This is a genomic window from Pseudocitrobacter vendiensis (assembly GCF_943590815.1).
Classification (GTDB): domain Bacteria; phylum Pseudomonadota; class Gammaproteobacteria; order Enterobacterales; family Enterobacteriaceae; genus Pseudocitrobacter; species Pseudocitrobacter vendiensis.
In genome coordinates, this window is the sequence record NZ_CALSBS010000001.1 from 375155 (window position 1) to 388852 (window position 13698).

Annotated in this window: 11 protein-coding genes; 5 read left to right on the top strand and 6 right to left on the bottom strand. The window is 53.7% G+C overall.

Features of this window, described 5'->3' with window-relative positions:
- Positions 1–3: 3 nt before the first annotated feature.
- The 3 genes from hcp to aqpZ all read right to left on the bottom strand — a co-directional run bounded on the left by hcp (position 4) and on the right by aqpZ (position 3708).
- Positions 4–1656 (bottom strand): hydroxylamine reductase, encoded by a 1653-nt coding sequence (hcp, locus tag NMC31_RS01785; RefSeq protein ID WP_253896745.1) that lies wholly within the window; start codon positions 1654–1656, stop codon positions 4–6.
- A 145-nt stretch (positions 1657–1801) separates the two neighbouring features.
- Positions 1802–2701 carry a LysO family transporter gene (locus NMC31_RS01790; RefSeq protein WP_149461483.1) on the bottom strand — a complete coding sequence of 300 codons (900 nt, stop codon included), beginning with the start codon at positions 2699–2701 and terminating at the stop codon, positions 1802–1804.
- Between the two features lie 311 nt (positions 2702–3012).
- Complete coding sequence (gene aqpZ / locus NMC31_RS01795; RefSeq protein ID WP_015965127.1) at positions 3013–3708, bottom strand: aquaporin Z; 696 nt, start codon at positions 3706–3708, stop codon at positions 3013–3015.
- Positions 3709–4188: 480 nt separating this feature from the next.
- Between aqpZ and NMC31_RS01800 the strand changes: the two genes are divergently transcribed.
- On the top strand, positions 4189–5847 hold the full coding sequence (locus tag NMC31_RS01800) for an ATP-dependent endonuclease (protein WP_015965126.1): 1659 nt from the start codon (positions 4189–4191) through the stop codon (positions 5845–5847).
- On the opposite strand, the gene NMC31_RS01805 is transcribed toward NMC31_RS01800, so the two are convergent.
- Entirely contained in the window at positions 5844–6794 is a 951-nt protein-coding gene (locus NMC31_RS01805) for a VirK/YbjX family protein (protein ID WP_253896746.1), read from the bottom strand. The genes NMC31_RS01800 and NMC31_RS01805 overlap by 4 nt on opposite strands.
- 162 nt (positions 6795–6956) lie before the next feature.
- Between NMC31_RS01805 and macA the strand changes: the two genes are divergently transcribed.
- Together macA and macB are read left to right on the top strand one after the other, a co-directional pair.
- Positions 6957–8072, top strand: coding sequence for a macrolide transporter subunit MacA (gene macA / locus NMC31_RS01810; protein ID WP_253896747.1), 1116 nt, complete (start codon positions 6957–6959; stop codon positions 8070–8072).
- Entirely contained in the window at positions 8069–10009 is a 1941-nt protein-coding gene (macB, locus tag NMC31_RS01815; RefSeq protein WP_253896748.1) for a macrolide ABC transporter ATP-binding protein/permease MacB, read from the top strand. Before macA ends, macB begins: the two co-directional genes overlap by 4 nt.
- Positions 10010–10074: 65 nt before the next feature.
- Here macB and cspD read toward each other — a convergent pair whose 3' ends face one another.
- Complete coding sequence (gene cspD / locus NMC31_RS01820) at positions 10075–10299, bottom strand: cold shock-like protein CspD (RefSeq protein ID WP_015965122.1); 225 nt, start codon at positions 10297–10299, stop codon at positions 10075–10077.
- A 309-nt stretch (positions 10300–10608) separates the two neighbouring features.
- Between cspD and clpS the strand changes: the two genes are divergently transcribed.
- The gene (gene clpS / locus NMC31_RS01825; protein WP_015965121.1) at positions 10609–10929 is read left to right on the top strand and encodes an ATP-dependent Clp protease adapter ClpS; all 321 of its coding nucleotides are present in this window, start codon (positions 10609–10611) and stop codon (positions 10927–10929) included.
- Positions 10930–10959: 30 nt separating this feature from the next.
- Positions 10960–13239, top strand: coding sequence for an ATP-dependent Clp protease ATP-binding subunit ClpA (clpA, locus tag NMC31_RS01830; protein WP_149461488.1), 2280 nt, complete (start codon positions 10960–10962; stop codon positions 13237–13239).
- A gap of 123 nt (positions 13240–13362) precedes the next feature.
- On the opposite strand, the gene infA is transcribed toward clpA, so the two are convergent.
- Positions 13363–13581 carry a translation initiation factor IF-1 gene (gene infA, locus NMC31_RS01835; protein WP_002211347.1) on the bottom strand — a complete coding sequence of 73 codons (219 nt, stop codon included), beginning with the start codon at positions 13579–13581 and terminating at the stop codon, positions 13363–13365.
- Between the last annotated feature and the right edge of the window lie 117 nt (positions 13582–13698).

A 13698-nucleotide genomic window follows, 5' to 3' on the forward strand; every position in this document is an offset into this window, starting at 1 on the left:
TCCTTACGCGCTCAGCAGCTGCTTCATATCTTCTTCAACGGTGGTCACAGAACGCAGACCAAACTTCTCGTTGAGGATTGCCAGCAGGTCCGGCGTGAAGAAGCCCGGTGCGGTTGGGCCAGTAACGATGTTTTTCACGCCCAGAGACAGCAGAGTCAGCAGAATGACGATCGCTTTCTGTTCGAACCAGGAGAGTACCAGCGAGAGCGGCAGGTCATTGACGCCACAGCCCAGTTTTTCCGCCAGCGTCACCGCCAGGATAATGGCGGAGTATGCATCGTTACACTGACCGGCATCCACCAGACGCGGCAGACCTTCGATATCGCCGAAGTCCAGTTTGTTGAAGCGGTATTTCCCGCACGCCAGGGTCAGGATCAGGCAATCGTCCGGCACGCTGGTGGCGAAATCGGTGAAGTAGTTACGTTCGCCGCGCGCGCCATCGCAGCCGCCGACCAGGAAGATGTGACGCAGTTTTTCGCGGCTCACCAGGTCAATCAGGGTATCGGCGGCGCCCAGCAGTGTCTGGCGACCGAAACCAACGGTGATCAGGTGCGGGATTTCGCTGTACGGGAAGCCCGCCATCTGCTGTGCCTGGGCAATAACCGGCCCGAAGTTGTCGCCTTCAAGGTGGCTCACGCCCGGCCAGCCGACGATACTACGGGTCCAGATACGGTCGTCGTATGCGCCAACAGTTGGGTCGATGATGCAGTTAGAGGTCATCACGATAGGACCCGGGAAGCGGGCGAATTCCACCTGCTGGTTTTGCCAGCCGCTACCGTAGTTACCGATCAAATGTTTGAATTTACGCAGTTCCGGATAGCCGTGTGCCGGCAGCATTTCACCGTGGGTATAGACGTTAACGCCGGTGCCTTCGGTTTGTTCCAGCAGATTGTAGAGATCTTTCAGGTCGTGACCGGAAATCAGAATACATTTCCCTTCGGTCGCTTTGACGTTCACCTGAGTCGGCGTCGGGTGACCATATTTGGTGGTTTCACCGGCATCCAGAATGCTCATTACTTTGAAGTTCATCTGGCCGATTTCCATTGAGCACTCCAGCAGAGCGTTCATATCGGAAGGCCAGGTGCCCAGCCACGCCATGATTTTGTGATACTGCGCGTAGATATCGTTGTCGTACTGACCGAGAACGTGCGCGTGCTCCATGTAAGCTGCCGCACCTTTCAGACCGTACAGGCACAACAGACGCAGGCCGAGGATGTTCTCGCCAATCGCAGCTTTGTCTTTGTTCGGGGTAAATTCAGCGGCCTGCTGTTGCAGTGCACCTAAATCATCGCTGACCAGTTGCAGATCGGCCATCGGGTTATTCACGCTTGCGCTGGCATCAACGGCCAGGCATTGGGCTTTTAGTGCATCACGTAGGGCGATGGCTTCACGTGCGTAGCCGACGATGCGGGGAGAATCGAAGTTAACGTTGGTCAGCGTGGAGAAGAAGGCGCGCGGCGCAAAGTTATCAATTGCATGATCGACAATGCCGTATTCACGTGCTTTCACCGCCCATGCGGAGAGGCCTTGCAGAGCGGCAATCAACAGGTCCTGAAGATCGGACGTTTCGGCGGTTTTACCGCACATACCCTGCGAGTACGCGCAGCCGTTTCCTGCCGGAGTACGGATGGTTTGTTCACATTGCACACAAAACATGGTCACACCTTTTAAAGTTATATTTAATATACATGTTTAAGGGTAAGCCTGTGCCATGTGCATGAAAAGCGGTTTTTATCGCTAGTTACAGGGAGGTTGATTTAGCGCAATTTTGGCGGCAGCAAAGGCTACCGCCATGGGGGTATCAGGCGGTGAAGAAGGCCATCAGCAGGGGAACCAGCAGGCTCAACACAAAGCCGTGAACGATCGCGGGCGGCACCATTTCCACGCCGCCGGAGCGCTGAAGAACGGGGAGAGTAAAGTCCATTGACGTCGCACCGCATAAACCCAGTGCCGTAGAGCGGCTACGCTGCACCAGCGCTGGAATGAGCATAATGGCAATGAGTTCGCGTGCCAGATCGTTAAAGAAGGTGGCGCTGCCAATTACCGGGCCAAAAGCATCGGTGGTCATAATGCCGGAAAGGGAGTACCAGCCAAATCCGGACGCCATCGCCAGCCCGGTTTTTAACGGCAGACCGAGAATCAGGGAATTAATCGCTCCACCAATTAAAGAACTCGCCATCACCACCACGGAAATAATCATCCCACGGCGATTGAGGACAATCTGTTTTAGCGTCATGCCGCTATTGCGCAGTTGAATACCCACAAGGAACAAAAGGAAAATAAGCGTATATTCGCTGGCGGCAGTCGCGTGTTGTAAAAATGAAAGGCCACTTAAACCCACGACAAAACCACCGACCACTACAAAACACAGCTTTAATGATTCCAGTGCCATTGCCAGTCGCGAAGGTAATTTTTCCTGCTGATGGTGGTGACGCCAGGGCAGAGACTTTTCGAGCCAGAAAAGTGCTGCAATATTACACAGTAAAATAACCACAATACTGATAGAGGAATAGTAGAAAATAGCCAACAGATTACTGGCCAGATTATCGAGAAAAGCCAGGCTCACGCCCATCAAAAAGAGAATGACGTAAACAATCCAGCTAAGAAGACGATTAATCAGCTGGAGTGTAGGGCGATGGGTGAGGGGGATCAGGTAACCCAGAATCAGGGGTACAAGAATGATCAGCAGTCCCGACAACATGAGCGGCATATTCCTTGCAGTGTGTATTAAGCGGCAATGACACTACCGAAATTGGCTTCAAATATCAAACGTGCCCGGTGGCGCTGCGCTTAACGGGCCTACGGGATGCAGTGATCAAGTAGGTCGGATAAGCGTAGCGCCATCCGGCACAAAAAAGCCCGCACAGCGGGCTTGAGACTGATGACAAACGCTACATTGCCTGATGCGCTGCACTTATCAGACCTACAAAGTTTCTACAATTTATTGAATTTGCAGTATTTTGTAGGCCGGATAAGGCGTTTACGCCGCATCCGGCAAGAACAAGGCGTAAATTAGTCGCGTTTTTCCAGCAGAGTACGGTAGATAAGGCCACCGAGGATACCGCCGATAATCGGCATAACCCAGAACAGCCAGAGCTGTTGCAGTGCCCAGCCGCCCTGGAAGATAGCGACTGCGGTGCTACGCGCCGGGTTAACAGAAGTGTTGGTTACCGGGATGCTGATCAGGTGAATCAGCGTCAGGGCCAGACCGATAGCAATTGGCGCAAAGCCCGCCGGTGCGTGTTTGTCGGTCGCGCCGTGGATAACCAGCAGGAAGCCACAGGTCAGCACGATTTCAATGACGATAGCGGAAAGCATAGAGAAGCCGCCCGGTGAATGTTCGCCGTAGCCGTTAGACGCGAAGCCGCTTGCCGCCGCGTCGAAGCCGGCTTTACCGCTGGCCACCAGGTACAGCACTGCCGCTGCAACGATACCGCCGATAACTTGCGCCACGATATAACCGATAACGTCTTTCGCCGGGAATCGACCGCCCGCCCACAGGCCCAGCGTGACTGCCGGGTTAAAGTGACCGCCTGAGATATGACCGACTGCGAACGCCATGGTCAGCACGGTCAGACCGAATGCCAGCGCCACACCCGCGAAACCGATACCCAGTTCCGGGAATGCCGCAGCCAGAACGGCGCTACCGCAACCACCAAACACCAGCCAGAAAGTACCGAAGAACTCTGCAGCTAATTTTCTAAACATAACCACCTCAATAAAAAGCACGTACAGGATGAGTAAATTCTCTCTGTACATTATTTATCGTCAGAAAGGGGTGACGACACAATTTATACCCACGCATAACCGCTGGCAGAGAAAGTGAACAGAATCACCGCACTGCCAACAGAATTAAGCCGAGTATAGAAGTCGTTATTTTAAAAACGTTATCATCCCTTCACCAGTTAAATTTGTACGTTAAATTTGATGTAAGGCAATGTGATGTTATTCCTTAAACAATCTGCGTAGTTGAATAGAGTGTAGTGCATTTTTTTAAGAATATTCATTGGTGGCATTATCTGTTTGCTATCCCATTTTTGTGCTAGCCAAAAGCATCGTCGCGTCGTGACCGGGCAGTCCGGAACCGTATCAATGCCGCACTCTCTGAACGGCTTGACGCAACTTGAATGTTTTTGCGTATATACTGCCGATAACAGAAGGAAAAGGCGGTAACGAAACGGAGGGGACATGCTTCTTGAACGCGTAGAAATTGTCGGTTTTCGTGGCATTAATCGATTGTCATTAATGCTGGAGCAAAACAACGTCCTGATTGGCGAAAACGCCTGGGGCAAGTCGAGCCTGCTGGACGCGTTAACCCTGCTGTTATCTCCTCGTGATGAGCTCTATCACTTTGTGCGCAATGATTTTTGGTTTCCGCCGGGGGATGTGAAGGGCCGTGAACATCATCTGCATATTATTCTGACCTTCCGAGAGTCTGAGCCGGGGCGTTATCGTGGGCGACGCTATCGCCCGCTGGCTGATTGCTGGTCGCGTGGTGAAGATGGTTATCATCGTCTGTTTTATCGTCTGGAAGGTGAGCTGGGCGCGGATGACAGCGTCATGACCCTGCGCAGTTTTATCGACAGCAACGGGCACGCGCTGGAACTGGACGATATCGATGCGATGGCGCGCCATTTGATTCGCCTGATGCCTGTGCTCCGCCTGCGCGACGCGCGCTTTATGCGCCGCATTCGCAACGGCACTGTGCCCAATACGCCAGACGTCGAAGTGACCGCGCAACAGCTTGATTTTCTCTCCCGCGAACTGGTGTCCAGCCCGCAAAATTTGAGCGATGCACAGATTCGCCAGGGGCTGTCGGCGATGGTGCAACTGCTGGAACATTATTTTTCTGAACAAGGCTCGGATGAAGCGCGCAACCGCCTGATGCGTCAGCGCTCTCACGATGAACAGCGCAGTTGGCGTTATCTTGACATCATCAACCGAATGATTGATAAACCTGGCGCACGCAGCCACCGGATGATCCTTCTCGCGCTCTTTTCTACGTTATTGCAGGCAAAAGGCACCGTGCGCCTCGATAAAGACGCGCGTCCGTTGCTGTTAATTGAAGACCCGGAAACGCGACTACACCCGATCATGCTGTCGGTGGCGTGGAATTTACTCAATCTGCTGCCGCTTCAGCGCGTGACCACCACCAATTCTGGCGAGCTGTTATCGTTGACGCCGATGGAGCATGTTTGCCGCCTGGTGCGTGAATCCTCCCGCGTGGCGGCGTGGCGTTTAGGACCGGGCGGCATGAACCCCGACGACAGCCGCCGCATTTCGTTCCACATTCGCTTTAATCGCGCGTCGTCGTTGTTTGCGCGCTGTTGGCTGCTGGTGGAGGGCGAAACCGAAACCTGGGTCATTAACGAACTGGCGCGCCAGTGTGGTCATCACTTTGATGCCGAAGGCGTTAAAGTCATCGAATTTGCCCAGTCAGGCCTGAAGCCGTTGATTAAATTTGCCCGGCGAATGGGAATTGAGTGGCACGTGCTGGTGGATGGCGATGAGGCCGGTAAGAAATACGCCGCGACCGTGCGCGGCCTGCTCAACAATGATAGGGAACAGGAGCGTCACTACCTGACGACGCTCCCGGCGCTGGATATGGAACACTTTATGTACCGTCAGGGCTTCTCTGATGTCTATCATCGGGTGGCGCAGTTGCCGGAGAATATTCCCATGAACATGCGCCGGGTGATAACGAAAGCGATTCATCGCTCCTCAAAACCTGACCTGGCCATTGAGGTGGCGATGGAGGCAGGGCGGCGCGGCGTGGATGCCGTGCCGACGCTGCTGCGTAAAATGTTCTCGCGGGTTATCTGGCTGGCGCGCGGGAAAGCCGACTAAATATTGAAGCGCTGCTGGATCTGGCTGGTGATGCTGTCCAGCAGTGCGTAACGGCGGCGATATTCCGCGCGTTTTTTACTGGCGATATCCGCTTCGTCTTTACGGGCGACGCAGAGCGGTAAATGGTAATAACCGCGCTCATCGTTCACGCCGCCGACCGCTTCCCAGAAATTGTCATAATCCGCGTGGATTTTTTTCCCTTTATCGCGATAACGCAGGCTGCGGTAGATATGCGCCTGGTTGCTGACCGCGAGAATTTGCTCCATCTGCCAGCGCTGCGCAAAGCTGCACACCGCTTCCATCACCACGCGTTTCGGGAACAGGCCGTGACAGGCTTTGGTCGCCTGATGAATATCCTGCTGTGACTGCTCGGTTTTCCCGCCCTGTAAGCCACCAATAAATAGCGTGCGTTTGCCTTCATATTCGCAAATGGTGAAAGTGATTTCCGCCAGCATTTCATTGCGCGCGTTGCGCAGCAAAATGGTGCTTTCTCCCTCTTTATCCAGCGAGATAACGGACGCAAAATGGAGGGTATAGATTTCGCCTTCTTTGCCTTCGATTTCAGCCAGTGGGATGCCCGCGTGGGCGAAGTAGCGCTGTAACTCATCCGTGGTCAGCGCCTGGCGCAGCGTGCGGTAGTGGTAGCGCAGTGCATCCAGCAACTGTTGGCGATCAAGATTGACGGCCAGATAAGGGCGGTGCAGGCGAACGGGAAGACGTGGCTGAATTAACAGCAGACGTTCGAGGTCCGGCCATTTCGCCATTTCTGCCATCCATTGGCGGGATAAACGCGGCATCCACAGCGAACGCAGCATAAACTTTCTACGAAAGCTGCGCTGATGCCAGAACTTACCGGGGCGCCACAGCCCGCTCCATAAGCAGAAAAACAGGCCAACGCTGGAAGTGGGGAGTGTCGGGTAGTGGGAGTTTTCAGTGGTTTGCAACATATCAGCAATCCGCGTAATGGATGATGCGTTGATTTCACCACTGGCAAACTTAACCAATTCTCAATAACTCTGTTACCCTGTTCACCTTTACTTATTTGTTTAGTAACGGTTGATGTTGATGCTCTCACTCTGGCTGAAACAACGAAAAATATCAGGATAGGTATGCGTATTAAGGGAAAAATAAAAAAACGATATGTGCTGCTTGCGGTGGTGGTCATCGCGGGGCTGGTTGCCGTCTGGCGCACGCTGAATGCGCCGCTGCCGCAGTATCAAACGCTGATTGTTCGTCCGGGCGAACTGGAACAAAGCGTGCTGGCGACCGGTAAGCTTGATGCGTTGCGTAAAGTTGACGTCGGCGCGCAGGTCAGCGGGCAGTTGAAAACGCTCTCTGTTGAGATTGGCGATAAAGTTAAAAAAGGGCAGTTGCTGGGGGTCATTGACCCGGAGCAGGCCGAAAACCAGATTAAAGAAGTTGAAGCGACGCTGATGGAACTGCGCGCACAACGTGCTCAAGCGGATGCCGAACGTAAGCTGGCGCAGGTGACGCTGTCTCGTCAACAGCAGCTGGCGAAAACGCAGGCCATTTCGCGCCAGGATCTCGACACCGCGACGACCGAGTTGGCAGTGAAACAGGCGCAAATCGGCACGATTGATGCGCAAATCAAGCGGAATCAGGCCTCGCTTGATACAGCAAAAACCAACCTCGACTATACGCGGATCGTCGCGCCAATGGCCGGAGAGGTCACGCAAATTACGACGCTGCAAGGGCAGACGGTAATTGCGGCGCAGCAAGCGCCAAACATTCTGACGCTGGCGGATCTCAGCACCATGCTGGTGAAAGCACAGGTATCTGAAGCCGATGTGATTAACCTGAAACCTGGGCAGAAAGCCTGGTTCACCGTTCTCGGCGATCCGCTGACGCGCTACGAAGGCACGTTGAAAGATATCCTGCCGACGCCGGAAAAAGTTAATGATGCCATTTTCTATCATGCGCGTTTTGAAGTGCCTAACCCACAGGGCGTATTGCGTCTGGAGATGACCGCTCAGGTCCATATCCAGCTCACCGGCGTGAAGAACGTGCTGACCATTCCGCTCAGTGCGCTGGGCGATAGCGTGGGCGATAACCGCTATACCGTGCGCCTGCTGCGTAACGGTGAGGTCAAACCGCGCGAAGTCTCCATAGGTTCGCGCAACGACACGGAAGTGGAAATTGTGAAAGGCCTGGAGGCGGGCGACGAAGTGATTATTGGCGAGGGCAAAGCGGGAGCCGCGAAATGACGGCACTGCTGCAGCTCAAGGATATTCGCCGTAGTTATCCTTCCGGTGACGGAAATATCGATGTCCTGAAAGGCATTACGCTGGACATCAACGCCGGTGAGATGGTGGCGATTGTCGGCGCATCCGGCTCCGGGAAATCCACGCTGATGAATATCATTGGCTGCCTCGATAAACCGACCAGTGGCACCTACCGCGTGGCGGGCGTTGACGTCGCCACGCTCGATAGCGATGCGCTGGCGCAACTGCGGCGGGAACACTTTGGGTTTATCTTCCAGCGTTATCATTTGCTCTCGCATTTGACGGCGGTGCAAAACGTGGAAGTACCTGCAGTGTATGCGGGTATGGAGCGCAAAGCCCGCCTGCTGCGCGCGGCGGAGCTGCTCAAGCGCCTCGGTCTGGAAGAGCGCGTGGATTACGCTCCTTCACAGCTTTCTGGCGGTCAGCAGCAACGTGTGAGTATTGCGCGTGCGTTGATGAACGGCGGGCAGGTGATCCTTGCGGATGAACCGACCGGGGCGCTGGATAGCCGCTCCGGCGAAGAGGTGATGGCGATTCTGCACCAGCTCAAAGAGCAGGGGCACACGATTATTATCGTTACCCACGATCCGCAGGTGGCCGCGCAGGCCGAGCGGGTGATCGAAATTCATGACGGTGAGATTTTGCGTAATCCACCGGCAAAGGCGGCGACGGGCGAAGCGCGACGCCTGACTGGCGAGCATGTCTCCGGATGGCGGCAATTCAGCAACAGTTTCCGCGAAGCGTTGTCGATGGCGTGGCGCGCGCTGGCGGCCAATAAAATGCGCACGCTGTTAACCATGCTCGGCATTATTATCGGTATTGCCTCGGTGGTGTCGATTGTGGTGGTGGGCGATGCGGCAAAACAGATGGTACTGGCGGATATCCGTTCCATTGGTACCAACACGATTGATGTGTATCCCGGTAAAGACTTTGGCGACGACGACCCGCAGTATCAGCAATCGCTGAGATATGACGACCTGCTGGCAATTGAAAAACAGTCGTGGGTGAGCTCTGCCACGCCCGCGGTCTCGAAAAATCTGCGGTTGCGCGCGGGCAATATTGATGTTGCTGCCAGCGTGCAGGGCATTGGCCAGCAGTACTTTAATGTTTACGGCATGACCTTCAGCGAGGGCAACACCTTTAACGCGATTCAGGCCGCTGAGCGTGCGCAGGTGGTGGTGCTCGATAACAACACTCGCCGCCAGCTTTTCCCGAATAAAACCAGTGTAGTGGGTGAAATTATTCTGGTCGGGAATATGCCTGCCACGGTCATTGGGGTGGCGGATGAGAAACAGTCGATGTTTGGCAGCAGCACGATTTTGCGCGTCTGGCTGCCTTACTCAACGATGGCGGGGCGCGTAATGGGGCAGTCGTGGCTCAATTCGATCACGGTCCGCGTGAAAGAGGGCTACGACAGCAGTTTTGCCGAGCAACAGCTCACGCGTCTGCTTAATCTTCGCCATGGGAAAAAAGATTTCTTCGTCTGGAATATGGACAGCGTCTTGAAAACGGCGGAACGCACCACACATACATTACAGCTGTTTCTGACATTGGTGGCAGTCATCTCACTGGTGGTAGGTGGTATAGGCGTGATGAATATCATGCTGGTGTCGGTGACTGAACGAACGCGCGAAATCGGCATTCGTATGGCGGTGGGCGCGCGGGCCAGCAATGTGCTGCAACAATTTTTGATTGAAGCGGTTTTAGTGTGTCTGGTAGGCGGTGCGCTAGGAGTGACGCTATCCTTAATGATAGCGCTGGCGCTGCAACTGGTTTTACCGGGCTGGGAAATCGGTTTCTCGCCCGTCGCGTTGCTTACGGCGTTTATCTGCTCGACACTCACTGGCGTACTGTTTGGCTGGTTACCCGCTCGTAATGCGGCCAGGCTTGACCCGGTGGATGCGCTGGCGCGAGAGTAAAAGAAAAATGCCAGTCGAAGGGACTGGCATTTTGACGGCGGGATGTACACAATGAAGCATGAAGGCTATGCGGCAGTTTCTGCCTCGACGACGGGAATAATCACGCTGGCGTGGTTACCCTTCGGGCCTTCATGAACATCAAACTGGACCGATTGCCCGGCTTTTAGCGTTCTGTAACCATCCATCTGAATGGTGGAGTAATGGGCGAATATGTCATCGCCACCGCCTTCCGGGCAGATAAAACCAAACCCTTTGGCATTGTTGAACCACTTAACAGTACCCATTTCCATACTTCGACATCCTTCGTAACGCTTATATGTAGATGGAATGAACCGGTGGTGGAGTCAGGAGCTGTTTAAAACCTCGCCAACTCTCGCCACTACAATTTAGAGTTTTCGCGCCAAGCGTCAAGGGTTTGAAGGGTGAGATGGACGGAAAATGAATCAAAATTTGAAGCAGTTAACGCTATTGACGGGAATGTGACAGAGTTCGCTAATGACAGCTATAGGTGATAGTTATCTATGATCTACAGTAGATTTAGTACCTGTATAAACAGAGGTCAGCGACTGCGCACTTGCCACCGAAGATGATGACTGACAATGAGTAAGAGCAGAGACTGGCTGGATTTTGACCAGCTAACGGAAGACAAACTCCAGGATGGGCTAAAACCCCCATCGATGTATAAAGTGATTTTAGTCAATGATGATTACACGCCAATGGAGTTTGTTATTGACGTGTTACAAAAATTCTTTTCTTATGATGTAGAACGTGCCACACAACTCATGCTCACCGTTCACTATCAGGGTAAAGCTATTTGTGGTGTTTTTACTGCCGAGGTGGCAGAAACCAAAGTAGCCATGGTGAACAAATACGCGAGGGAGAACGAGCATCCATTGTTGTGTACGCTGGAAAAAGCCTGAAATCAGGCATGAAAATTGGGGGAGGTGCCTATGCTCAATCAAGAACTGGAACTCAGTTTAAACATGGCTTTCGCCAGAGCGCGCGAGCACCGTCATGAGTTTATGACCGTCGAGCACTTGCTGCTGGCACTGCTTAGCAACCCATCGGCCCGTGAAGCGCTGGAAGCGTGTTCTGTAGACCTTGTCGCGCTGCGTCAGGAACTCGAAGCCTTCATCGAACAAACCACGCCGGTTCTGCCGGTCAGTGAAGAAGAGCGCGACACACAGCCGACGCTCAGCTTCCAGCGTGTCCTGCAACGTGCGGTCTTCCACGTCCAGTCTTCTGGTCGTAGCGAAGTGACCGGCGCAAATGTTCTGGTCGCCATTTTCAGCGAGCAGGAGTCGCAAGCTGCGTATCTTCTGCGTAAACATGAAGTGAGCCGCCTCGATGTGGTCAACTTTATCTCTCACGGTACGCGTAAAGACGAACCGAGCCAGTCTTCCGATTCCGGAAGCCAGGCCCCGAACAATGAAGAGCAAGCAGGCGGGGAGGAACGTATGGAAAACTTCACCACCAACCTTAACCAGCTTGCTCGCGTTGGCGGTATTGACCCGCTGATTGGTCGCGACAAAGAGCTGGAGCGCGCCATTCAGGTGCTCTGCCGTCGTCGCAAAAACAACCCGCTGCTGGTGGGCGAATCCGGCGTCGGTAAAACCGCTATTGCCGAAGGTCTGGCATGGCGCATTGTGCGCGGTGACGTGCCGGAAATCATGGCCGACTGCACCATCTACTCACTTGATATCGGCTCGCTGCTGGCGGGGACCAAATATCGCGGTGACTTTGAGAAACGCTTTAAAGCGTTGCTCAAGCAGCTTGAGCAGGATAACAACAGCATTCTGTTCATCGACGAGATCCACACTATTATCGGTGCGGGTGCAGCGTCGGGTGGCCAGGTGGATGCCGCTAACCTGATTAAACCGCTGCTCTCCAGCGGTAAAATTCGGGTAATGGGCTCAACCACTTACCAGGAATTCAGCAATATCTTTGAGAAAGATCGTGCCCTGGCGCGCCGTTTCCAGAAAATCGACATTACTGAACCTTCTGTCGAAGAAACCGTGCAGATAATCAACGGCCTGAAACCGAAGTATGAAGCTCACCATGACGTGCGCTACACCGCGAAAGCGGTACGTGCGGCGGTTGAGCTGGCGGTGAAATACATCAATGATCGTCATCTGCCGGATAAAGCGATTGACGTGATTGATGAAGCGGGTGCGCGTGCGCGTCTGATGCCCGTTAGCAAGCGTAAGAAAACGATCAACGTGGCGGACATTGAATCCGTGGTCGCGCGTATTGCGCGTATCCCGGAGAAAAGTGTCTCCCAGAGCGATCGCGATACGCTGAAAACGCTGGGTAATCGCCTGAAAATGCTGGTATTTGGTCAGGATAAAGCCATCGATGCGTTAACCGAGGCGATCAAAATGAGCCGTGCCGGTCTCGGTCACGATCATCGCCCGGTCGGTTCATTCCTGTTCGCCGGTCCAACCGGGGTCGGGAAAACCGAGGTGACGGTCCAGCTGGCAAAAGCGATGGGCATTGAACTGCTGCGCTTTGATATGTCTGAATATATGGAACGTCATACGGTGAGCCGCCTGATCGGTGCGCCTCCGGGATACGTAGGTTTTGATCAGGGCGGTCTGCTCACCGATGCGGTTATCAAACATCCGCACGCGGTACTGCTGCTTGATGAAATCGAGAAAGCGCACCCGGACGTCTTTAACCTGCTGTTGCAGGTCATGGACAACGGCACGCTGACCGATAACAACGGCCGCAAAGCCGACTTCCGCAACGTGGTGCTGGTGATGACCACCAACGCCGGGGTGCGTGAAACCGAGCGTAAATCCATCGGCCTGATCCAGCAGGATAACAGCACCGATGCGATGGAAGAGATCAAAAAGATCTTTACGCCGGAATTCCGCAACCGTCTGGACAACATTATCTGGTTCGATCACCTCTCTACCGAGGTCATCCATCAGGTTGTCGATAAGTTTATCGTCGAGCTACAGGTGCAGTTGGATCAGAAAGGCGTTTCGCTGGAAGTCACTCAGGAAGCCCGCAACTGGCTGGCGGAGAAAGGCTACGACCGCGCAATGGGCGCACGTCCAATGTCCCGCGTGATTCAGGATAACCTGAAAAAACCGCTGGCAAACGAGCTGCTGTTTGGTTCGCTGGTGGATGGTGGCCAGGTGACGGTGGCGCTGGACAAAGAGAAAAATGAGCTGACCTACGGGTTCCAGAGTGCGCAAAAGCACAAACCGGAAGCGGCGCATTGATTCTCTGAATTTAGTCATTTTAAACCGGGCGAGAGCCCGGTTTATTTATTTTTATAAAATAGAAAAGGCCGGGGATTTCCCCGGCCTTTCAGCATCTGGTTGCCACGAAGGGCTCAGGAACGATCAGCGACTACGGAAGACAATGCGGCCTTTGCTCAGGTCGTACGGGGTCAACTCAACAGTCACTTTGTCGCCCGTCAGAATGCGGATGTAGTTTTTGCGCATTTTACCGGAGATGTGCGCAGTTACCACGTGACCGTTTTCAAGTTCTACGCGGAACATAGTGTTAGGTAACGTATCGAGTACGGTACCCTGCATTTCAATATTGTCTTCTTTGGCCATCTAGTCCTCGGGGTATCACTACCATAGTTTTTAACCGGCAAGATAATGCCGAACTTCATCAAGTAAGTAAAGATTTTGCGAATGAATCGCCGAAAGTCGTTTTTGCGCATTACCCCA